General features: G+C 39.0%; 21 protein-coding genes. 4 read left to right on the forward strand and 17 right to left on the reverse strand.

Going from position 1 to position 21,582, the window contains the following annotated elements; genetic code table 11:
* Positions 1-65: 65 nt before the first annotated feature.
* From A3O17_RS00120 to A3O17_RS00150, 7 genes are all read right to left on the reverse strand, one after another.
* Positions 66-1,028, reverse strand: a complete 963-nt coding sequence (locus A3O17_RS00120; RefSeq protein WP_064213085.1) for a sensor histidine kinase — start codon at positions 1,026-1,028, stop codon at positions 66-68.
* The gene (locus A3O17_RS00125) at positions 1,016-1,684 is read right to left on the reverse strand and encodes a response regulator transcription factor (protein ID WP_064213086.1); all 669 of its coding nucleotides are present in this window, start codon (positions 1,682-1,684) and stop codon (positions 1,016-1,018) included. The genes A3O17_RS00120 and A3O17_RS00125 overlap by 13 nt, the downstream gene beginning before the upstream one ends.
* A 106-nt stretch (positions 1,685-1,790) precedes the next feature.
* The gene (locus A3O17_RS00130; RefSeq protein WP_064208746.1) at positions 1,791-2,735 is read right to left on the reverse strand and encodes a glycosyltransferase family 8 protein; all 945 of its coding nucleotides are present in this window, start codon (positions 2,733-2,735) and stop codon (positions 1,791-1,793) included.
* Between the two features lie 135 nt (positions 2,736-2,870).
* Positions 2,871-4,070 carry an MFS transporter gene (locus A3O17_RS00135; RefSeq protein WP_064213087.1) on the reverse strand — a complete coding sequence of 400 codons (1,200 nt, stop codon included), beginning with the start codon at positions 4,068-4,070 and terminating at the stop codon, positions 2,871-2,873.
* A gap of 131 nt (positions 4,071-4,201) precedes the next feature.
* The gene (locus tag A3O17_RS00140) at positions 4,202-4,765 is read right to left on the reverse strand and encodes a peroxiredoxin (RefSeq protein WP_064213088.1); all 564 of its coding nucleotides are present in this window, start codon (positions 4,763-4,765) and stop codon (positions 4,202-4,204) included.
* Positions 4,766-4,858: 93 nt separating this feature from the next.
* Positions 4,859-6,160 (reverse strand): ammonium transporter, encoded by a 1,302-nt coding sequence (locus tag A3O17_RS00145; RefSeq protein WP_064213103.1) that lies wholly within the window; start codon positions 6,158-6,160, stop codon positions 4,859-4,861.
* Between the two features lie 189 nt (positions 6,161-6,349).
* On the reverse strand, positions 6,350-6,751 hold the full coding sequence (locus A3O17_RS00150; RefSeq protein WP_064213089.1) for a GNAT family N-acetyltransferase: 402 nt from the start codon (positions 6,749-6,751) through the stop codon (positions 6,350-6,352).
* Between the two features lie 131 nt (positions 6,752-6,882).
* Between A3O17_RS00150 and A3O17_RS00155 the strand changes: the two genes are divergently transcribed.
* Positions 6,883-7,317, forward strand: a complete 435-nt coding sequence (locus A3O17_RS00155) for a hypothetical protein (RefSeq protein WP_143453708.1) — start codon at positions 6,883-6,885, stop codon at positions 7,315-7,317.
* A gap of 53 nt (positions 7,318-7,370) precedes the next feature.
* Here A3O17_RS00155 and A3O17_RS00160 read toward each other — a convergent pair whose 3' ends face one another.
* The 3 genes from A3O17_RS00160 to A3O17_RS00170 all read right to left on the reverse strand — a co-directional run bounded on the left by A3O17_RS00160 (position 7,371) and on the right by A3O17_RS00170 (position 10,564).
* A complete protein-coding gene (locus A3O17_RS00160) occupies positions 7,371-8,609 on the reverse strand; it encodes an L-lactate MFS transporter (RefSeq protein ID WP_064213091.1) in 1,239 nt (412 codons plus the stop codon).
* A 458-nt stretch (positions 8,610-9,067) separates the two neighbouring features.
* On the reverse strand, positions 9,068-9,754 hold the full coding sequence (locus A3O17_RS00165; protein WP_064213092.1) for a PepSY domain-containing protein: 687 nt from the start codon (positions 9,752-9,754) through the stop codon (positions 9,068-9,070).
* Between the two features lie 126 nt (positions 9,755-9,880).
* Complete coding sequence (locus A3O17_RS00170; RefSeq protein WP_064213093.1) at positions 9,881-10,564, reverse strand: response regulator transcription factor; 684 nt, start codon at positions 10,562-10,564, stop codon at positions 9,881-9,883.
* A 237-nt stretch (positions 10,565-10,801) separates the two neighbouring features.
* Here A3O17_RS00170 and A3O17_RS00175 point away from each other — a divergent pair, with 237 nt between their 5' ends.
* The 3 genes from A3O17_RS00175 (at position 10,802) to A3O17_RS00185 (ending at position 13,692) form a co-directional block, all read left to right on the forward strand.
* Complete coding sequence (locus A3O17_RS00175) at positions 10,802-12,424, forward strand: APC family permease (protein ID WP_064213104.1); 1,623 nt, start codon at positions 10,802-10,804, stop codon at positions 12,422-12,424.
* Between the two features lie 67 nt (positions 12,425-12,491).
* Positions 12,492-12,722, forward strand: a complete 231-nt coding sequence (locus A3O17_RS00180) for a hypothetical protein (RefSeq protein ID WP_064213094.1) — start codon at positions 12,492-12,494, stop codon at positions 12,720-12,722.
* Between the two features lie 76 nt (positions 12,723-12,798).
* Positions 12,799-13,692 (forward strand): DMT family transporter, encoded by an 894-nt coding sequence (locus tag A3O17_RS00185; protein WP_225354709.1) that lies wholly within the window; start codon positions 12,799-12,801, stop codon positions 13,690-13,692.
* Positions 13,693-13,871: 179 nt separating this feature from the next.
* Here the strand turns inward: A3O17_RS00185 and A3O17_RS00190 are convergent, their stop codons facing one another.
* The 7 genes from A3O17_RS00190 to A3O17_RS00215 all read right to left on the reverse strand — a co-directional run bounded on the left by A3O17_RS00190 (position 13,872) and on the right by A3O17_RS00215 (position 21,547).
* On the reverse strand, positions 13,872-14,375 hold the full coding sequence (locus tag A3O17_RS00190) for a YbhB/YbcL family Raf kinase inhibitor-like protein (protein ID WP_064208755.1): 504 nt from the start codon (positions 14,373-14,375) through the stop codon (positions 13,872-13,874).
* 88 nt (positions 14,376-14,463) lie between these two features.
* Positions 14,464-14,631, reverse strand: a complete 168-nt coding sequence (locus tag A3O17_RS07845) for a hypothetical protein (RefSeq protein ID WP_155519394.1) — start codon at positions 14,629-14,631, stop codon at positions 14,464-14,466.
* A gap of 134 nt (positions 14,632-14,765) precedes the next feature.
* A complete protein-coding gene (locus A3O17_RS00195) occupies positions 14,766-14,966 on the reverse strand; it encodes a helix-turn-helix domain-containing protein (protein ID WP_057827462.1) in 201 nt (66 codons plus the stop codon).
* 167 nt (positions 14,967-15,133) lie between these two features.
* Positions 15,134-17,983, reverse strand: a complete 2,850-nt coding sequence (locus tag A3O17_RS00200; protein ID WP_081255652.1) for a DUF3427 domain-containing protein — start codon at positions 17,981-17,983, stop codon at positions 15,134-15,136.
* Between the two features lie 206 nt (positions 17,984-18,189).
* Positions 18,190-18,807 carry an NADPH-dependent FMN reductase gene (locus A3O17_RS00205; RefSeq protein ID WP_064213097.1) on the reverse strand — a complete coding sequence of 206 codons (618 nt, stop codon included), beginning with the start codon at positions 18,805-18,807 and terminating at the stop codon, positions 18,190-18,192.
* Positions 18,808-18,828: 21 nt separating this feature from the next.
* A complete protein-coding gene (locus A3O17_RS00210) occupies positions 18,829-20,205 on the reverse strand; it encodes a DHA2 family efflux MFS transporter permease subunit (RefSeq protein ID WP_064213098.1) in 1,377 nt (458 codons plus the stop codon).
* A 109-nt stretch (positions 20,206-20,314) separates the two neighbouring features.
* Positions 20,315-21,547: a NupC/NupG family nucleoside CNT transporter gene (locus A3O17_RS00215; protein WP_064208759.1), complete on the reverse strand. Its 1,233-nt coding sequence runs from the start codon at positions 21,545-21,547 to the stop codon at positions 20,315-20,317.
* Positions 21,548-21,582: the final 35 nt, after the last annotated feature.

Below are 21,582 nucleotides of genomic sequence, written 5' to 3' on the forward strand. Positions count from 1 at the left end.
TAATTATTATAAAAAGGTTCTTGCTAGCTTTGTACTTACAGTTTTAGCAAGAACCTTACAATTTGTTATTTTTGAATTAGTTTGGAAACGAGCGATAAATTAACCGTCGTTCCATGATTTTCAACTGATTGAATATTAATTCCGATATTAAGCTTTTGGCAAATTTGATTAACGATGTACAATCCTAAACCACTAGCATTTTCATTTTGGCGGGTATTTTTCCCAATGTATCCAGCTTTAAAGATTTCCGGCAGATCGGCAGCTTGAATTCCAATACCATTATCGATGATTTTTAAAACATTACCTTGAAGTTCGATTTTAATCTGTCCATTATCATTTGAATATTTAATCGCATTCAGTAACAGTTGCTCAAGCACTATTTTTAGCCATTTTTCATCGGTAAGGTAAGTTACGCTTGGAAGATTATTTTGAACCGTCAAATTTTTATCAATTGCCATTTCCATCAAGTTCTTTAAACAATGGTTGCATTCATCTTTCAAATTGACCTCTTTAAAATGAATATCACTATTGAAACTTTTGATCCGTTCATATGTTAGAAGCAAGTCCAATTGACTTTGAATAATTCTAACCTGTTTTTGCAATTTATTGTTTGAATTTTGATGATCATCATCAAGCATCAGTTTCATGCGCGTCAATGGAGTTTTGATTTCGTGGGACCATAAACGAATATAGTCTTCACGTTCCTTTTGATTAAGCAATTCTCGATTTCGTTCATCATTTACTTTTTGCTTTAAACTTTGGAGTTCTTTTAAATAAAGTTGATCACGCATAAAAACATCTGATTGACGGTAGTCATGATGGTGTAGCTTTTTTCTGACGTAAAAATACCTGTATTCAGCAACGAAAATAAGTAATAATCCAAATGGCCATGTAAATTGGACAAACGCCAGAACCAAAACCCATTTTAGGTTGTAAAGGTAAACAAAGAAAGCAAAAATTAAAATAAGGATTAAATACGTAATGATGTATGGGATACTAACTTTGATCGCTTCTTTTAATTTATCCATTGATATCCCTTTCCGCGAATGGTCACAATATGTTTTTGATCATCAAGTTGTGATAGCTTTTGACGCAACCGACTAATATTAACTTCAAGAATATTTTCGTTGATGAATTGATCATTTTCCCATAAAAATTTTATAAATTTCTTCTTAGAAACAATTTCATGTGGGCTTTTAAAAAGGATTTTCAAGATAATAGCTTCGGTTGGGGTTAGTCGAACAGAAACGTCTTTATATTTTACGGTATTCGTTAATGAATTCAGCCGAAAATCACCTGCTTCGACCATTGTTGATGATGGAATGGCCTTTTCTTTAAACAATAATTGAATCTTAGCAATCAAATAATCCATTGCAAATGGCTTTTCGATAAAGTCACTTGCACCGGCGGCCAGTGCGCGAACACCATCATTATTAATGCTTTGTGCTGTTATAAAGATAATTGGTACATTGGTGATTTGGCGAATTTGCTCAGTCCAATAGAAGCCGTCAAAAGATGGTAAAGAAATATCCACTGTAATCAAATCAGGTTGAGCCTTGGATACTTCTGCCTGAATATTTTGCCAATCATTTACGGTTTCAGTTTGATAATTCCATTTATTTAATGTTTGCATGACTTCTTCCGCAATTTCCTTATCATCTTCAATTACAAAAATTTTAGCCATTTTTGCTCCCCATTCTTGAATTAATTAACCTTATTCTATCAGATTTAACAATTCTTGCAGCACAAAAAAGCCCCCGCCGCTTTTCAGCAACGAGGACTCAATTTAATTAAAGACGAATTTGTTTTCCTTCTTGGTTAAGTTTGTACAATGTAAGTTCCTTAGCAGGAATTTCTTGCACCTGTTCCATCAAGGTGTCCATCTTTTCCTTATCGGTTTGTTTATCTTTGTCAGAGTAATTCTTTTGAATGTTTACTAATTTATCGTAGTAATTTGATTCCTTCGCATAATTCCAGAAGACATCGCCGTATAATACATTCTCATAATGCCATGGCTTAAGGTAAAGGTTATAGTGAATGATTTGCGGATCATTTTCCTTCTTTGCCGGCATGGCATTCCAGTTTTGAGAAATCTTTAATACGTGGTTATTTGCGATTGCGTTTAAGTAATCTTGATCAGGCGCAACCGTTTTTGGATGGTAAGTGTTCAAGATGTCTAAGAACCGCTTAGTAAATTTCAAATCACGGAATTGCTTTAAGTTCATCAATAACACGCCGGAATTGATATACGTTTCAACGGGAACTCCCGAACACTTTTCGGCGTAGTTAACTAAAACCGGGTCACTTTCAACGAAGGTATCCGAACATCCAGCAACTAAATTATCCTTTAAATCAATTTGATAAAGTTTTGAAATGTCACCTGGAACAACTGTATCAGCATCCAAGTAGATTCCCTTATCATATTGCGGGAACATATCGGCGATAAATAACCGATAGTAAATCGTCAACGTAAAGTAATCGCACCGAAGGGAATTATTATCGTTGCCGAAACGTTCCTTGAAGTTTTTATCGATTGGTTCAAATGAAATTGAAAAGTTTTCGTTTTCAAGAGCTTTGATCTTTGCTTGATTTTCATCTGAAAGGGTTTGGTAAAGAACGACGATTTGGTAGTGGTAGTCTTTACTTGCATTTTTGATCATTGACCCCAAACTAACTGATAATAATGGCGCATAGTAATCATCGATTCCATAAAAAATGGGAATAATGTTATTCATAATAGTCAATCTCTCCTTATAATAAATCGAAACACCTATATGATATAACAAAATAGCGACCATCGCAAAAATGACCGCTAAAAATCCGAATTTTTTAATTGGAAATTATCTTTAAAATTTGACTTTTGTTTAAATTTACCGAATTTTCCGGGTACTTGATCTTACCCAAATTAAATTTCCGCCAACCAGGCACGCCGTTGACAAGAATACGCCGCCATAATCGAAAATCCCGGAAATCGTTGATCCAATCAGTGGGCCAAAAATGTTTCCGAGAAATTGGGCTGATTGGTTATAACTGAAGATGCGCCCAGAATATTCATTTGGTGAATACTTCGCAAGTAAGGATTGAACTTGTGGGAGTAATGCGGCATCTGAAATTCCGACTAAGAATCGGAGGACAGCTAACTGCCAAACATTGGTAACAAAGGCTTGCGGAATGTAAACGAGGATTGCAAAAATCAATCCGCCAATTAAAATCTTCTGGGTTCCGATTCGATCGCCCCATTCACCAAAAATCGGAGCAATGATGATCGTGGCGATTCCTGGTAAAGCCGCAATCAATCCACTCATTAAGTCAACCTGCCCTTTTCCATGCAGCAGTTGTTGGACGTAAAGACTAATGACTGGCGCAATCGAATTATTTCCTGCTTGAATAATCAGCGTGGTGATCAGCATCCCCAAAACAACTTGCGGATATTCGAGTTGCCGGAAAAGTTTGCGAGCTGAAAGCGTCTGGCTTTTAGGAACCGGCGTAAAATTATGTTCTTTAACAAAGAAGATCGTTAAGCCAAAGACGATCAAATATGCCAATCCGGTCAGGAAGAACGTTAGCCGATAGCCGCAAAGGCTCGCAATCACCCCGCCAAACAACGGACCGACTAGCATTCCGCCAGTCGTTCCCGTCGACAAGGTACTCAATGCTTTCCCGCTATGTTTGGTGGGAACTTCGGATGCAATCAATGCTGAAGTATTTGCGACGTATCCAGCAAAGAATCCCTGGAGCAAGCGAAACAAAGCCAGCTGATAAGCGTGCTGTACAAAGGCCATGCATAAAACCATTGCGCCGTCACCGATCGTTGAGATCAGCATGACTTTCTTGCGTCCGTGACGGTCGGCGATCTTTCCCCAAATTGGCGCCATCCATGATGAAATTAAATATGTCGCTGAAAATGCCAGTCCGCTCCACATATTAAGCTGGAACCGGTTAAAGTGACCAAGCGTTTTAATGTACAGCGACATAAATGGCATGCTTAGCTGGAATCCCATTCCCATAATGAAATCGCACACCCATAAGATATATAAATTCTTCTTCCATCCCGGAATTTTTGTCCGCATAAAACTCGCTTCTCTCAATATAATGTTTTTATTATATCTCAATTTTTTTAGCAAATTCAATATTCATTTCAAAATAAAAAGAGATCCTCACACTATCGTGAAGATCTTCTTCTCTATATCAAAATTCAATTTTAAAGTTTACCAACAAGATCCATTCCTGGTTTTAATGTCTTGTCGCCTGGTTTCCAATTTACAGGGCAAACTTGATCACCGTGTTCGCGAACGAATTGAGCGGCTTCGAGAGTCCGCAACATTTCATCCGCACTCCGACCAATTGACATGTTGTTGATCGTGTATGATTGAATTACGCCATCGGGATCAATGATGAAGACACCGCGGTATGCTTGACCAGATTCTTCATCAAGAACATCGAATGCCCGGGCTAACTTTCCGGCTGGATCAGCTAACATTGGGTATTGAATCTTTGCAATTTCAGGAGATGCATCCGTCCATGCTTTATGTACAAATTCAGTATCTTCTGAACATGAGTAAATTTCAGCACCGGCATTCTTGAATTGGTCATATAAACCTTGAAGAGCTTCCAATTCAGTTGGGCAGATAAATGAAAAATCTGCTGGATAGAACAAGAGAATGCTCCAGTGGCCTAACATATCTTCTTTTGTAACATCGATTGTTTCGCCATTTTGAAAGGCTTTAACTTTAAAGTCATCAATTTCTTTACCAATATAATTCATAAATCTCACCTCATGTTTATTATATCTGCAAGTCAGTTTGAAAACAAATGTTTTGTACAATGTATTTTAAATTATTTAGGAATACCTTTATTGTTATTTCCGGTCATGATACAGATGACTCAACTGCCCTTTAAATTCATTTCGATACAGCTCAAGGTCGCGAATGTTCTGGACCGTGTAGTCAACACTTTCGCCATGTTCGCTTTGATCAAGTCCCATATCTTCGGCCTGTTTGCTGACCCGCATTGGGATAATTAAAGCAATCAATTTCGCACATCCCCATGTCATGATGGCAACAAAAATAATCGTAAATAAGGTCCCGCCAAATTGGATGCCTAATAAATGCCAGCCTCCACCATAAAGCAAGCCGTTCTCATGAATACTTGGATTGACCTTTTGAGTTGCGAAAATTCCAACTAAAATTGAACCGATAATTCCGGATACGCCGTGACAGCCAAACGCATCAAGCGGATCATCGTATTTTAAATGCGGTTTAATAAAAGTAATGTAAGTAAAGCTTACAAAGGTACACAAAATTCCAATCCAGGTGGCCCCGATATCTGTTACATACCCTGCGGCCGGAGTAATTCCAACCAGGCCGCATAATGCTCCGGTACAGATTCCGACCATGTCAGGATGGTTCCCATGAAGAGTTTCAAAAATCATCCAGCTGACCATTGCGGATGCAGTCGCAATCGTGGTTGTCATAAATGCTTGAAGAGCAACATGATTAATTCCAAGAGCCGAACCCGCATTGAAACCGTACCAGCCGATCCATAGGAAAGTTGTTCCGAGTAAAATCCATGGAAGGTTATAGTGATCATCGTTCTTTGATGGCCGGCTGCGTTTTCCAAGCAGGATTGAAAGAACCAAGGCCGTAATGCCCGCATTAATATGAACGACCGTCCCACCAGCGAAGTCCAACAAACCGTGTTGAGCTAATAGACCAGCTGGTGACCACACGATATGAACCAGCGGATAATAAACGACTAAGGTCCAAACACAGACAAAGGTGATGAAATAATTGAACTTCATCCGACCAACCGTCGCTCCAACAAACAATGCTGGTGTCACTAAAGCGAACATCAATTGAAAAATAAGGTAAACCCCTAATGGAATATGGGTAACACCAAAGGGCTTCATTAAATTAACGCCCGCCAAAAAGAAATGATGGAAATTCCCGATGATTCCAAGGTGATTCCCGCTAAAGCACAGCCCGTATCCGCAGCCGATAAATAGCAAAATTCCAATTCCGCAGATTGAAAAAATTGAAATCATGGTATTGACAACATTTTTAGCTGATACAAGTCCCCCATAGAAAAAAGCTAATCCGGGTGTCATCGAAAACACAAGGATACTAGCGAATAAAACAAAAAGCGCATTTGTTAAATTGATCATTCAAATAACTCCCCTTCAATCTTATGTTAGATATTGTAACATTAAGTTGAAAGGGAGTTAATATCATTGCCATTATTTTGCAAAATAAAAAGGACCAAACGATCCTTTTTTAATTAAACTCGTTGTTTTTTCTTTTCGAGTTTGGCTAACATTGGGAAAATTAATCTGAGACCAAACAAACTAAATTTATTTAAAATAATAGCAATTAAGATTTAGACAATCAGTCTTTACAAAGCCATTCTTTTCATAAAAGGAATTAGTTTTATCAGTGTTATCCGTTATCAGTACCTTTTGGCGAACGTTTTTATAACGATCACACACTTTTTGCAGTAAGATTGACCCTAATCCTTGGTTTTGATAATCGGGTCTTATCAGCAGATCTTGAATATAAAGAATTGTCTCTCCATCTCCAATTACGCGGATTAACCCGATCAATTCATTATTATTCCATATGGTTAATACTTCTAATGAATTTTTCAATGCGCGAAATAATTTTGAAGGATCCTTAGTGTATTCTGTCCATCCTACTGAGCGATACAAAGAAAGAATTTGCCCCTCGTTATTGAATTTTCCAAATTTAAAATCCATAAAACTCTCCTAATTTTGTTGAAGTCCTTTTGTTTTTTTAGTTTTAAATACATCATGAAACCGTATGGGTTATCCTTAGAGTGTATAATAACTATAAAGTATGTAAACGTGCAAGGTTGGATGTGATTTTTTTGAAGAAATTTTTTATTTGTTTACCCTTGATAATGTTACTAACTGCATGTTCTCAAAATAAACAAGTAGTTATGCATCGTCATTCAACATCGTTATCTGTTGAACATCGATTTACAATAAAACAGGATTCTCCGCAACAAAAAATGACAATGAATGAAATTGTAAATGATTATCAGAATCATAATTTGTCTATTGATATTCATTCTTTTAATGATGGATATTCTGTTCATTTAAAGAATCAGTCACTGCTTCAAGATATTCGTGATAATGACAAGAGTGGATTTTTAAGGAATGTAATTATTCCTGTGACACAGGAAGTAAGTATGCAAACACATTCAAAAATATACTTTAACGCTGACGATCCTAATATGGAATTAATTGTTACTGCGGATAAGGGAAAATTAGAATATACCATTGACCTATCAAATCACTAAAAAAGACCCGCATCCTTTCAGACACAGGCCTTCCATTTCTTACTATTAAAGTTTTATGCTTCTTGTTTCAAATTTCGAATCTCGCGAACAAAGTCTTTCCGAATATGATATGAGAAGAATAAGGCAATCACATCAATGATAATAAACGCAATGATCGTAACGGTATATGTATGTAATAGTTCATGCGTTACGGATAATAACACTGGTCCAACCATTCCGGCAACGGCCCAGGCAGTCAATACGTAACCGTGGATCGCCCCGAGTCCCTTGGTTCCAAAGACGTCGCCAAGATATGCTGGAATAACAGAGAATCCTGCACCATAGCATGAAAGCAACAGGCAAAGAGCAATTGTAAAGATAAATGGTAATTTGAAAATCAGCATTAAAACTAACATTAAAATATCGACGATGAAAATCAACGAGAACGTGTTTGGCCGACCGATGTAGTCTGACAATGTTGCCCAGACGAGGCGGCCGAAACCATTAAATAATCCGATGATTCCAACCATGACGGCGGCCTTTGCGACGGACATTCCAGTCATTGATTGAGTCATTGGTGAGGCAGCTGAAACAAGGCCGATTCCGCATGTAATGTTGATAAAGAACATTAACCATAATAACCGGAATGAGCGGGTTTTAACGGCTTCGTTAGCTGTAAATTGTTTGCCATCAAGGAACGTTGACTTGATCGTTGTTTTGGCATTTTCAACCTTGGGAATTTCATCTTCATTTGGCCGCTTGATAAATTGAGCCGAAATGATCATTACAACGAAATATACTAATCCTAAAATATAGAAGGTTTTAACGATTCCAACCGCCTTGATCAAAGCTTGAGCAATTGGACTGGTCAATAATGCGGCGAAACCAAATCCCATGATTGCAAGTCCGGTTGCTAACCCGCGCCGATCAGGGAACCATTTGATAATCGTTGATACGGGTGTAACGTACCCGGCACCTAAACCAATTCCGCCGATCACCCCGTAACCTAAATAAAGTAAAATGAGTGAATGTAAATGAACTGCTAATCCGGTCAGAGCAATGCCTGAACCGAATAAAATACTTGAAACCGTTCCGGTAACAGTTGGCCCGAACTTTTCAACGGCCTTTCCCATAAAGGCAGCTGACATCCCTAGACAAAAGATTGCTAAACTAAATGCGAATGATACGGATGCTTCACTCCAATGGGTTTGCGCAATGATTGGTTTTGAGAAAACACTCCATGCGTAAACTGATCCGATCATTAAGTGAAACATAACTCCTGCAAATGCAACAACATTTCGATTCTTTTTCAATTTCTTTCCTTCAAAATTTGCGATGGACGTTAATTATCTCTGATTTACCCTATTTCGTCAATTAAAAAGCTGCACGATATTCTTCATTTACAACAACTCCTTCCTGTATGTTCAAAATAATATCATACGATATTTCTGTATTCAATATAAATATACGTATTTCATCCCACAAATAAATCTTAAAATAAATTATTACGCTTTTTAATCTTATGAATACGAACAATATCTAAAATAAGATGGTGATCAATGATGGACCTGATATAGGAATTAATGTTTGGAATTTTGTATCGAAATGGGGGTTTAAAATTTAACATTTAGCAAATTTGCTGATTTACTTCAAAGTTATTAAAAACGTTTGATTAAATTACTAACAATTTAATTTTTGAGCAAAAAAAGAAGACTGTGAACTCAATCACAGTCTCCTTAAATCGTATAAATTTAACCTTTAGTGATAATAATTAGTCGTCATTTTCAACGGCAATCTTGTTACCATCTGTTGCATTTAACTTAACAGTAACTTTCTTGGCGTTCTTGATGGCTTTCTTTGATGAAGCCTTTGAGCTCTTCTTGGCCTTTGCATTTTTTACGCTTGAACTCTTAGCTGATGAAGCTGATGATGAACTTGTAGCAGTTGCTGTTCCATCAAATTCAACTTCATAAACTGGAGTTTCATTACCGTTAACCTTTGTCATTTCAAGTTTCCATGATGTTGGGTTGCCGGTTACGTTAGCGTACTTCTTAGCCAAGTTGATTGCGTCAACTGGACTCTTCTTTACATCATTAACGTTTAATGCATTTGCATCTTTCTTATCGCTTGAAGACATCTTCTTTGTCTTGTTCTTGATGACTTCGTTTGTCTTTTCAGCGTTAACAACCATCTTTGCACTTTGAGTCTTCTTAGCGTTGAACCCTTCTAATTCATATACTGGTTCTTGCTTGTTATCATTATGATTTTCAACAGAAACTTCCTTTAATGAGAAGTTCTTGTTCTTGTTTGTAAAGATTTGTTGTAATTGTTGTGCACTTTCAGTATATTGACCTGCATTAATTACTTGATCAGCATTAACACTTGCACCTACCATGCTTAAGCCTGCAGTCATTGTTAATGCAGCGCCTAAAAGAACTAACTTATTATTTTTCTTCATTCGAATTACCTCCCATAACTTAACGAATAAAATTATAGAAGGATAATTAGGTTAATCAGTTACTAAGCCTTAGTTTTTTTATGAAATATTTTTGATATTTAAGAAAAATATGTGAAAGTTACCAAATTACTTGGTAGCCAGGCCGTATCCAACTCCGCGAATCGTCCGGATAAGCCGGTTTGACCGGTCATCATCGTGAATTTTTTGCCGTAAGAGCCGGACATAAACGTCAACAATGTTTTGTTGGCCCTTAAAGTCCTTACCCCAAATTTGATCTAAAAGCATGTCCCGTGAAAGAACATCGCCTTGGTGTTCAAATAAAAGCAATAACATTTGAAATTCACGGTGAGTTAACCGGATACTTTCACCATTCCGGTATACCTGACTGGTTTTCAAATTCAATGTAAGATCTTGAATGCGGTAAATACTATCATTGACCGTTGTTTTGGTCTTATTCCGCCGAATCACAACTTGTGTCCGTGCCAATAGCTCTTCTGTTCCAAATGGTTTCGTTACGTAGTCATTAACGGCAGGATTGCCGACCACGGCGTTAACGTTCTCTTTGCTGATCATTGCAATTACCGGAACGGTACTTTCATGATGGATTTGTCCAATCACATCAGCAGCGTTGATTGCCGGATCATCCCAGTCAATGATCACTGCTTGAATGGTATTGCGTTCACGCTGATAAATTGCAAGTGCTTGTTTATGGTCCCCAGCCCATAAAACTTCTAAATCAGTTGATACTGAAACTAATGAATCGCTCAATCCTTTTTTGTTGGTGACAAGTAAAACTTCTCTTTTTGTCATGCAACAACACCCTTTATTTATATTATTTTCACTGTACAACTAAATAATACCAAAAGATGTCAATGAAAAAAAAGACTAAAATAAGAATTATTTTTAAAATATTCTGAAGTTTATATTCGATTTTAGTAAAGAAATTTTTCTAAAATTCCAACGATATTGAATTCCTTATTCTCTTCGTTCTGAATTTAAGGTAAAATTAACTTGATACGTTAAATTAAAGGAGCGAATTCAATTATGATGGAGGATGTTAATCAACCGAAGAAGTCATATATCACCTGGCCAGTACTGGCGTTAATGGATTTTGTAACCGTTATTGGCTTTGATGATTTGATTTATAACTTTCAAAATCAAGGATTAAGTGTAATTTCAAGTTGGGTGATCATGTTATTTATTTACGTGATTCCCTACTCATTAATGGTCGGTCAGCTTGGATCGGCGTTCAGTAAGGAAGGCGGCGGGTTAAGCTCGTGGGTTCGCGGAACAAGCGGCGAGTTTCTCGGTTATTTTACTGCCTGGACATACTGGGCCGCATCGATCCCGTATGTTGTTGATACGGCGAACTCGGTTGTTGTCGGGCTTGGCTGGTGTTTTAACGGGAATGATTCCCTTGAAAATCACCTTTCAAATGCTAGATTTGCATTATTAAGTTTATTAGTCTTTGTAATTTTCATTTTTATTCAATCGCGTTTCAAAAATTCACTTGAAGTCTTAAGTACCATTGGCGGGGTTGCCATGTTTGGAATGACGGTTCTCTTTGTAATCATGACATTTGGGGCTTTGGCTGAAGGCCGTCACATTGCGACCCAACCGTTTAACTTGCATGCAATTCTTCCAACCTTTAACTTTAAATACTTTGCAACGATTGGGATGTTGATTTATGCAATGAACGGTGCGGAATTAGTTGCCCCATTCGTTACCCGGATGAAGAAACCGAAATCAGACTTTCCGAAGGCCATGATTATGTTAGCGGTCATGACAGCCTTCTTAACGATTTTTGGTTCATTCTCACTGGGAGTATTCTTTAATGCCCACCACTTGCCAAATGACCTTAAGATGAATGGTTCATACTATGCCTTCCAAGCTCTTGGACGGCAATTCCACGTTGGAAACTTCTTCATGTATTGCTTTGCATGGACGGAAGTCTTCTACATGTGTGCTTTATTAGCCGTTTTATTGGATGCGATGACGCGGATTTTGATTTCCGATACGGGTTCAAAATACATGCCGAAGTTTTTACGGAAAACAAATGCCAATGGTTTGCCTGTTAACGGCTACATCTTAACCTGCGTTTTAAGTGCCTTCATTATCGGACTTGGAATCTTCCTTCCGGATATGAACGACATTTTCAACTGGTTACTGAACCTTAACGGCATCGTTTCCCCTGGGGTTACCTGCTGGATCTTCTTCGCATTTATTAAGATTCGTGAAAAGGAAGACCAATTCCCATCAGAATACGTCTTTATTAAAAACCGGAAATTTGCGTTAGCAGTCGGCTGGTGGATGCTGATCGTTACTGCGGTTGCGACGATCTTAGGAATTGCTCCGCAAGATGTCAGTCAATTCTCAGGAACATGGTGGTATGAATTAGCAATCAATATCATCGCAATCATCGTTTTGATTGGCTTAGGTGCGATCATGCCATACGTAACGCGGCGCGAACAACGCAGTTCAATTGGCGAAGCCTTCACGAAGCCGCAATGGATTGGAATGGTCAGTGTTCTGTTAATCGCAATGATCGGGAACTTCTACCTTGGCGGCACACACCTTGCAATGCGCTGGTGGTATATTGGCGGGCTGACCCTTGTTGGAATTATTTTGATCATTTTGATTGGAAAAAAGGAATACACTGCTGAAAAATAGTGCATGAAAATTCTTGGATATTAATGAATTATCTTTTACAATAAAGGTAGTAAAGGAGATTTTAACCATGAATTTAGATAGTGTATTCGTACTTAAAAGTGAAGAAAAAGGTTATGTTAGTTCAGTTAGTGGCGAAGAAGGCCACGAAAAAGTAACTTTCAGTGATTTTTGGATGGATGCAAAACCGTTTATGGATTTTGACGGCGATAAAGACGATAGTTGGTATCCAGTTCAATTAGCTAACCGCTTAGGATTGAAAATCGTTAAAATCACTGCGACTGAAGATGACTTTGAATAAAATTTCGTAAGTGGAAAGAGAATGAAAGCTGTGGCTGAACGTCACGGCTTTCTTTATGGAAAGAAGGAGAATTGGATTGCAAGTTAATAATCAGCGCCGATGGATCGTTTTTGGCGCGGTCGCTTCGATCTTTTGGGGATTGTCAGGAATCATTGCTAAGTTTTTGTTTGAAGTTCCGCAAATGACTCCCGTGTTTCTTACTCAAATTCGAATGATTTGTGCTGGAGGAATCATGGTGTTGTTGGCTGCGCTTTGCGGTTGTCACCCTTTTGCCGTCTTTCGCGATTGGCATGCCGTTTGTCAACTTTTGGTCTACGGCGTGATCGGAATGATTCCTGATCAATTGTTTTATTTTATTACGGTGAATTATGGCAACGCGTCGATTGCAACGATTCTTCAATTTGTTGGACCGTTTTTTGTAATGCTTTACATGGCATTGGTTCATCATCAACTTCCCCGCCGAATCGAAATCATCAGTGCGGTCGTTGCCTTTATTGGAGTCGCAACGGTTGCAACGAACGGAAAGTTTACCCACCTTGCAATTACACCAGCAGTCCTTCTTTTTGGAATCTTATCTGCTGTTGGGGTAATGACAACGACGGTTAGCCCCCGTCAGTTACTTCAAAAGTATGACGCCCTTACGGTTACGGGTTGGGGAATTTTGATTGCAGGAATTGCGTTATCAATTATCCATCCGGTGGTTCCCAAAGTAAGTTTAGCGCCGGTAAACTTTATTGAGATCATCGGTGTAATTTTAATCGGCACGATCATTCCATTTCTGTTATTCTCGGTGGCACTTAAACACGTCAACCCAACGATTATGAGTTTATTGGATGCCTTTGAACCAATTACGGCAACCTTTGGCTCAGTCATCTTAATGGGATTAACGCTTAGCGTTGCTGAAATCATTGGCTCGATTTTGATTATTATTGCGGTGATTGGGTTAAATTATCAGCCGAAGAAATCGTAAAAATAGATTGCGAAATTTTTCGCAATCTATTTTTTTAAAGTTATGTTTCTCAAAAAAATTTTTTCTGCTTATTTTGGCTGGTTTTTGCATTTTTTGCATAAAATTTTGATTTTGCATTTTTTGCATTTTTTGCAAAAAAAAAGAGAACTAAGGCATCCATCTTAGTTCTCTAATTCAAATTATCCTTCATAAGGTAATTCAACCCTTGCCTTTTCCAAAACATGCCCCTTCATGGTATCTAACAGTTCGTTCATCCAGTAGCCGTTTTCCAGTGGAAGTTTGGTATCGAGGGCGTAAACAGTCAATGTATAGTTGTGAACGCCTTCTGGTGGCCGCGGTCCAAGATAGTTGCGACTAATCGTTTGGTCGCCGCCAACAAGGTAACCGGCAGCACTATTATTTCCCTGAATAAAGTCATGTAATTCACGGCTAGCGTTTTCTGGTAAATGATTCAATTCAACCGGAATGTTAGCTGCAGTCCAGTGAATCCATGCGAAGCCGCAAACTGGAATCGCATCAAAGTCAACTAACGTTAATGCAAAAGTTTGGGTTCCAACAGGCGCATCTTGAATATCAATTGGGAAAGAAACAATTGGATGATCTTCCAATTGGAATTCAGGCGCTGCTTTTTTAGCATATTTATCAGGCAAAAAACCGTGATCTAATGGAACATTAACTTTCATTTTTTCACCCTATTTCTTTTAAATTCTGTCATTATTATAACATCATGGGCAAAAAAAGGACCGTGCATGCTGCACGATCCTTTCATCATTATGCTTTTTTCATATAACGCATCGGTTCCGGATATAATTCTTGACGGAAACGGGTTGTTGCGTTGTCTGTCCGTTTGTACTTGGTAATTGCAAGCTGGTTAAGCTCAGCTTTAGTTGACGCTTTCAAATATACTTTTCCTGACTGACATCCGACCATTAACCACATCTCAATCACTCTTTCTAATTAAAATTCCCCAAATCTCCCTGATTCATTCTCCAATTCGCTTAACCTTTTTCTTTATTTTGCCATAAAAAGTCGTCAATTAATAGAAAATATTTTGGATACAATTTTGATGTGCACTACAATTGATCCTTCAAAAGTGTGTCGACTGAGACTTGATACAAATTACTGATCTTGACCAAGTCACTTACACTCGGAGTGCTGATCTCCTTTTCCCAATTTGAAATCGTTTGTTGGGAAACAAATAAGATATTTGACACTTCTTCTTGGGTGTATCCCGAATTTTGACGAGCAATTTTCAGGTTTTTACCTAACTGCATCCTCCTACATCGCCTTTCTTTTTAAGATTGCTTTGTAGTTCTTTGCTATCATCACCGATCTCCTATCAACATCTTCATTGTATCGATTTTTTTAAATTGCGTCAAAAATTATTATTATAATTTCTATATGAATTTCATTATGGATAATTGCTCATAAATAATATAGACTAATCGGTTATTTTCTGCGCTGCGGCCAGTGTTAACGGCGTTTTTAATCGAATTTCCATCGCAACAACCGCCTTTTCACGCCCCCGATTTGAAGCGATTTTTTCTTCATGCGCGGAGCCTGGAATGATTTCCCCTTCACCAACATAGCTAAATTCTTTTCCCGCTGCGTCATTGCGTTTGATAAAAATTTCAATCCGCGTTTGCTGCTTTCCTTGATCGACTCCTCGCAATAACTTTTGAACTTCTTCTGAGGTTAAATGCCGCGGACTGCGTGTATACCACTTGATTACGGAATTTGCCGTAAAATCATTTTGATAACGGGCACTGCGTTGATGTTCGTCATCACTTTTATGATATGTAATAAAAATCGGACACACTTCATCCGTTACCCGGTAACCGTAAAGCGGTGCACTGACATCCTTTTCCCAATTCAAAAGCCGACAAACATCTTTGCGCGAGTATGACTGATACAGCGTGAATTGTTTCTGGTTGGCGTAATGCTGATTGAAATCTAATCCAACATTGATTGCATCGCTTACAAGACACTTAAAATCAGATGCGTTTTGAGTTAATGCCTGCTTAAATGTTGAACTTAAACTGATTTCCAATAAGTCAGTTTGAATCAATGAATGGTTCCCGTATTGCGCTTTGCGGGTCGTCTTTCCAGCCTTAACGTCAAAGAACGCTAATGAAAGGACCTGAATAATCGATTGAATGACCGCATCGTTGACATAAATATGCCGCGAATTGAAAATTTGCTTCAACTGATCAAATGCAATATGCCCATGCTCGATCAATTCCTGCAACACGATCAGTTCATGCGGTCGCTTCCCATTGGCCAGTTCTTTTGTGATGAACGTCAAAACCTGATTTTGGTACTCTGAAAGCTGAATTTTTGCACCCATTTTCTCTAAAAATTCCGCATAGTTGTTTAGCCGTGGATTTTCAATAAACGGACGAGCCGAAACGGTTCCAAATTTTTGATAATCCATCAATAACGGTGGGCGTCCAAGTTGGTGCTTCAAGTTTAAGTATTCACCCTTTAACGTTTGAAGCGAATTTAGTTTGACCTTTGCCAGCGAATCCAAAATAACCTGCTTTGAAATTGACGTAAAATTGATCGTCGAAACGCCGACAAGATCTTCAGTCAGCAGTTCAGCTCTCAAATGGTCCGGATCACCGTCGTTATCACCATAAAGAGCAATCGGAATTAAATAGTTATTTCGGTAATTGCCGATAAAATCAATGACCGTTACGAAATTTTTTCCGGGATACTTTCGCAAACCACGGCCGAGTTGCTGAGTAAAGACAATGCTTGATTGCGTGCTGCGCAGCATTACGATTTGATTCAAGCACGGAATATCGATTCCTTCATTAAATAAATCGACCGTAATGATATATTCAATCTGATGGTTTTCAAGCAATGCAATCACCTTTGCCCGCTCCGTTGCGCTTGATTGATTCGTCAATGCCGCTGCCGGATGGCCTTTTTGCGTAAAAATCTGCGCCAGTTCGGTGGCTTCAGCCGTGCGACTGCAAAAAACTAATCCGGCAATCGGTTGCCCGGTATCACCATAATAGTTCAACTGATCTAAAACATAATCGACCCGGTCATTTGCCGTTAAATGCTTTAATGATGTCGTATCATCGATCAACTGGCCGTTGATTTCATAATCTGCAACGCCAACATAGTGAAACGGACATAGCATGTTATTTTCTAAGGCATCTTGCAAGCGAATTTCATATGCTAAGTTATAATCAAAAAGCTGAAAAACGTCCTGATTATCCATCCGTTCAGGCGTTGCGGTCATTCCCAGCCAAAATTGCGGTTTGAAGTAATTTAATAATGCTTGGTAATTCTTGGCAGCGGCATGGTGCGCTTCATCAATAATGATAAGATCAAATTCATCAGAAGCAAACTGCTTCATCTTTTCCATTTGTGAAATGGTTTGGACCGTTGCAAAAACGTATTTGGCTTCTGCATGGTGCTGATTACCGCTCAAAATTCCGAAATCAGATTTCGCTCCGCCGATTACTTTATAAAAACTTTCCTTAGCCTTTAACAAAATCTGTTCACGGTGAACGACAAATAAAAAGTGGTGCGGCTTAAATTTTTTCGTCCAAAAAGCCGCTAAGTACGTTTTCCCCGTTCCCGTCGCTGAAACGATCAGTCCCCGAGAAGCATGTTGCTGATAATACAAATCTTCTAATTCACTCAGCGCTACTGTTTGCATTTTATTAGGAGCAATCGGCGCTGGCTGACCGGTTCGTGATGATGAACCCGGCCGCTGCGGTTTAACGTAATTTTCTTGATATTCATCGATCCAATCATCCGTTAACGGGAAACTTTGCTGCAATAACCGGTCAAATTCCTGGTTGAGCTGGTTAACAAACTGCCCCTGATGCATTGAAGTCAGCCGTAAGTTCCATTCTTGATTTTGAATCAATGCACTGCGTGTAAAATTTGCACTTCCAACATACGCCGTTTGGTATTCATCATAATCAAAGAAATATCCCTTCGCGTGAAATCCGGGAGTATTCACAATGCGAACATCAAGATTAGAGATCTTCATTAACTCGCGAAAAGCAGCGGGCTCATTAAACCCTAAGTATGTCCCCGTGATCAAAGTTCCATGTACGGCTTTATCTGCCAGTTCCTTTAAAATCACTTTTAACGGCGTCAGCATATCACGGGTAATAAAAGCGACCGCCCATTTAAATTCTTTACAGTGCAGCAGTTCGTATTTAAGGTGCTGCCACAAACAATCATGCGGCTGATTAGTAATAATTTGCGGCGCAAGGTACTGGTTAGAATGATTTGAATTTTCTTGAATCAAACTGTTAGTCAAAATTTGGTTAAAAAATTGTTTTTCCAACTCAATCACTCCTCATGGTAGTAAGAAAGAGATTGTGATTTATATCACAACCTCCTTGTCTTTTTCGCATAATCGGATTCCAAAACAAACGAGCTATTTGGAAGTTCGAAAACCTCCGAATCTATGCTCCGCGATTCGTTCGCTTTTCTGCTTCCACCACGCTCGTTTTTATTGTTTTTTCACACCTTGCTATTAAATTCCTGGTATGGATGGTCCTTTAAAATGCGACTGTAAAAGCCAATTTCATGCAAAGTTTCAAGTAACTTCTTCTGGTAATATGCTCCAGATGGCGCGTCTTCAAGCAAAAAGCCATCTGCTGAAAAGTTTGCTGTAACCTTACCGACCGTGGTGATCATTGGCAATGTGATAAAGCCTAACCGATTAATCACTTCACGCAAAGCTTCGCCGCCAAATTGACCAGCGCGCATACTATCGGCATAACTGATAATTTTAGTCGGCTTCCGATTGCCTTCAAATGCTAAATAATCAATTGCATTCTTTAAAACCGCTGGAATTGAATGATTATATTCCGGAGTAATGAAGATGTATCCGTCAGCGGCTTGCATGTCATCAATCCATTGTTGCTCATTGGGCGCAAGTTCCCGTTCTGGATTATTGATCGGGGGTAAATCTTCATGGAAGAAATCCAAATGATATTGATCTAACGTGATGAATTTGAAATTGATTTCATCACGTTCACCGACCAATGGTGCAATTTGATTTTCAAGGTATTTAAACAACCGCTTACCAATCGCAACTTGACGGTTGCTTCCTAAAATAACGTTAACTGTAACCATTTTATCGCCTCATTTCGATTTTTATTTTTTTGCTGTTGATTTTTGAGTAACTAAAAATGTAAATAACAATGCAATTAACTGCAGGATAAACAGCAGGCAAAATGCAGTCCGTACACCGGTCATCGTCCCCAAGGCAATTCGGTGCGCTGCACTTTGATGTTCGGCAACGATCGTCGCAACAATTGAGGTTCCCAATGCGCCGGCTAATTGCTGAACGGTATTCAAAACCGCATTTGCATCGGTACTGAATTGGTCTTCAACTTGATGAAGCCCGCTTGTCATCGTGTTTCCGGAACTAAATGCCTGTCCCATGATTGCAATCGCAAAGAAGATAACGATCATCCAAATCGTCATTTGCGGCATGAAGATGCTGAAAAGTAAGGTTGCAATTGCATACAAACTGAATCCAAGCATAATCGGTTTCCGTGCTCCCCAAACATCGTACAATTTTCCGCCAAGCAGTGACAGGAAAATTCCTAGTGTTGTCCCTGGCAAAAGCAGTAAACCAGCAACGAAGGCATTTCGATGAAGTGACAACTGCGCAAAGTTTGGTAACAAGAAACTTGTTCCGAGGATACTGAACTGGGAAATCATCAGTGCGATCGTGCTTAAATCAAACCGCCAATTTAGGAATACGTTGGTCCGAATCAATGGATGATGCGGCTTCTTTGAATACTTGTAGAATCCAAGAATGGCAAACCCACTCACCAGCAATAGAACAATTACGCGCCAGTCAAGCCACCCAGAAATTGAAGCCTGGTTCGTTGCAAACACGAGGCTGCTGAACGCAATTGCCAAAATGATCCAACTGACAAAATCAAATTTCAAATGTTCAATCGCTGATTTTTGAGTAATGGATGTTATTCCAAGAATCAATGAAATCACTAGCAATGGTAATAATACCAGAAAAATGACCCGCCAACCAAACATTTTAACAATGAAACCGCCCATTGTCGGTCCAACTGCCGGCGCGATTGCAATGATCAGGTTCGCAAACCCCATTACCGTTCCGGTCTTGGAAATCGGTACCTGTTCAACAATGATGTTAAACATTAACGGCAATGCGATTCCGGTTCCAATTCCTTGAATCAACCGTCCAAGCAAAATAATTGCAAAGGATGGCGCAATCATGGCTGCTACCGTTCCTAAAATAAAGAATAAGTTTGAAATTACAAATAAACTTTTTGTCTTAAAGCTGCGTTTTAAAAATGACGATGTTGGAATTACGAGTGCAAGAATCAGTAAGTACCCGGTCGTTAACCACTGAACCGCAGATGTTGAAACGTGAAAATCCCGCATGAGCGTTGGAAAAGCAACGTTCATCGCGGTTTCAACGACAATTCCAGCAAACGATAAAATCCCCGTTGCGGTAACCGCTCGTAAAGTTTTCGAATTCATTCAATAATCCTCCGTAAAAAATATCACAGTTGATTATTATAGCAAACAAAGCGGTTAAAACAAAAGAAGGCCACTCAATGCGACCTTCTTCAAGCTTTTTTTTAAAATATTACCAAACGTATAATCCAACCATTGCAGCTGAAAGAAGGGATACAAGAATTCCTGAAAGAAGCATGTATCCAACGTTCTTTGAGATCAAGTCGTTCTTTTCACGATTTACGATTCCCTTGAAGCAACCGATGATCATTCCGATTGTTGAAAGGTTAGCAAATGATGTTAAGAAGACTGTCAAGACAGCTCTAAAGTGTGGTGCAAAAGTATGGATGATTGGTGAAACCTTACCCATAACAACAAATTCGTTGGTGATCAGCTTTGTTCCCATGTACTGACTTAATTGCAAGACAGTGTGCGGATCGCCACCGACCCCTAAGAGCCATGCAAATGGATAAAGGATGTAGCCAAGGATCTTTTCCATTGACCAAATATGTACTAATGAAAGAATCTTATCGATCAAAGCAGCTAAAGCAACGAAAGTGATAACGTTGGCAGCGATGATCAATACCAAACGGCCAGCACCCAAAATTGAGTCGCCTAAGAATGAGAAGAATGGTTCTTTCTTGCCGTCAGCTTCAACATCGCCTGATTCTTTGGCTGCTGAGCCTTTCATTGTGGCAATTGTATCTTCGGCTTCTGAAACTTCAACCGGGTTAAGCATTGCAGTGACGATCAAAGCGTTGATCACGTTGATCGGGACAGCGGTCAAAATGAATTGAGCCGGCATCATTTGCATGTATGAACCTAAAATTGAAGCTGTAACACAACTCATTGACATCATCGCAAGGGTCAAGTTCCGTGATGCCTTCATTTGTTTCAATTGAAGAGATGAAACAGCTAAGGCTTCAGTGTTTCCTAAGAACATCATTTCGACAGCGAAGAATGATTCGAACTTCGGTTGCCGGGTGATGAATGCCAAAATCTTTCCGATCCACTTGATAACCCATGGTAAGAAACCAATGTAAGTTAAGATGTCAAATAATGGAACGATCAAAAGAATTGGCAATAAGACGCTGACAAAGAAGTCCATGTTTTTCACGTGAACCATACTTGGGATACAGAATGCAATCCCCTTGTATGCGACTTGAATCAATGTGTCGAATCCGGCAGCTAAGCCCTTAACGATGTCACGTCCCCACGGAACCTTAACCAAGAAGAACGCCATCAAAAGGTTGAAGACTACCATAATGCCGATACCCTTCCAATCGATCTTCTTGCGGTCCTTTGAAAAGAGCCAGCCGATCAGAAGGAATATAAGTAAACCAATAATATTAACTGCGAGATACAATTGTTCTCCTCCTCAATATAATTGCTAGTAAATTT

Origin of the sequence: Ligilactobacillus aviarius, from assembly GCF_001654615.1 — a bacterium.
Classification (GTDB): Bacteria; Bacillota; Bacilli; order Lactobacillales; family Lactobacillaceae; genus Ligilactobacillus; species Ligilactobacillus aviarius_B.

Excerpts from the sequence above, each read along its gene's own strand:
- A3O17_RS00180 (WP_064213094.1), top strand. The coding sequence starts at position 12,492 with ATGAATTTAGATAGTGTATTCGTACTTAAAAGTGAAGAAAAAGGTTAT.
- A3O17_RS00150 (WP_064213089.1), bottom strand. The coding sequence starts at position 6,751 with ATGGATTTTAAATTTGGAAAATTCAATAACGAGGGGCAAATTCTTTCT.
- A3O17_RS00190 (WP_064208755.1), bottom strand. The coding sequence starts at position 14,375 with ATGAAAGTTAATGTTCCATTAGATCACGGTTTTTTGCCTGATAAATAT.
- A3O17_RS00125 (WP_064213086.1), bottom strand. The coding sequence starts at position 1,684 with ATGGCTAAAATTTTTGTAATTGAAGATGATAAGGAAATTGCGGAAGAA.
- A3O17_RS07845 (WP_155519394.1), bottom strand. The coding sequence starts at position 14,631 with ATGTGGTTAATGGTCGGATGTCAGTCAGGAAAAGTATATTTGAAAGCG.
- A3O17_RS00165 (WP_064213092.1), bottom strand. The coding sequence starts at position 9,754 with ATGAAGAAAAATAATAAGTTAGTTCTTTTAGGCGCTGCATTAACAATG.
- A3O17_RS00130 (WP_064208746.1), bottom strand. The coding sequence starts at position 2,735 with ATGAATAACATTATTCCCATTTTTTATGGAATCGATGATTACTATGCG.
- A3O17_RS00120 (WP_064213085.1), bottom strand. The coding sequence starts at position 1,028 with ATGGATAAATTAAAAGAAGCGATCAAAGTTAGTATCCCATACATCATT.
- A3O17_RS00135 (WP_064213087.1), bottom strand. The coding sequence starts at position 4,070 with ATGCGGACAAAAATTCCGGGATGGAAGAAGAATTTATATATCTTATGG.
- A3O17_RS00205 (WP_064213097.1), bottom strand. The coding sequence starts at position 18,807 with ATGGTTACAGTTAACGTTATTTTAGGAAGCAACCGTCAAGTTGCGATT.
- A3O17_RS00175 (WP_064213104.1), top strand. The coding sequence starts at position 10,802 with ATGGAGGATGTTAATCAACCGAAGAAGTCATATATCACCTGGCCAGTA.
- A3O17_RS00210 (WP_064213098.1), bottom strand. The coding sequence starts at position 20,205 with ATGAATTCGAAAACTTTACGAGCGGTTACCGCAACGGGGATTTTATCG.
- A3O17_RS00195 (WP_057827462.1), bottom strand. The coding sequence starts at position 14,966 with ATGCAGTTAGGTAAAAACCTGAAAATTGCTCGTCAAAATTCGGGATAC.
- A3O17_RS00140 (WP_064213088.1), bottom strand. The coding sequence starts at position 4,765 with ATGAATTATATTGGTAAAGAAATTGATGACTTTAAAGTTAAAGCCTTT.
- A3O17_RS00170 (WP_064213093.1), bottom strand. The coding sequence starts at position 10,564 with ATGACAAAAAGAGAAGTTTTACTTGTCACCAACAAAAAAGGATTGAGC.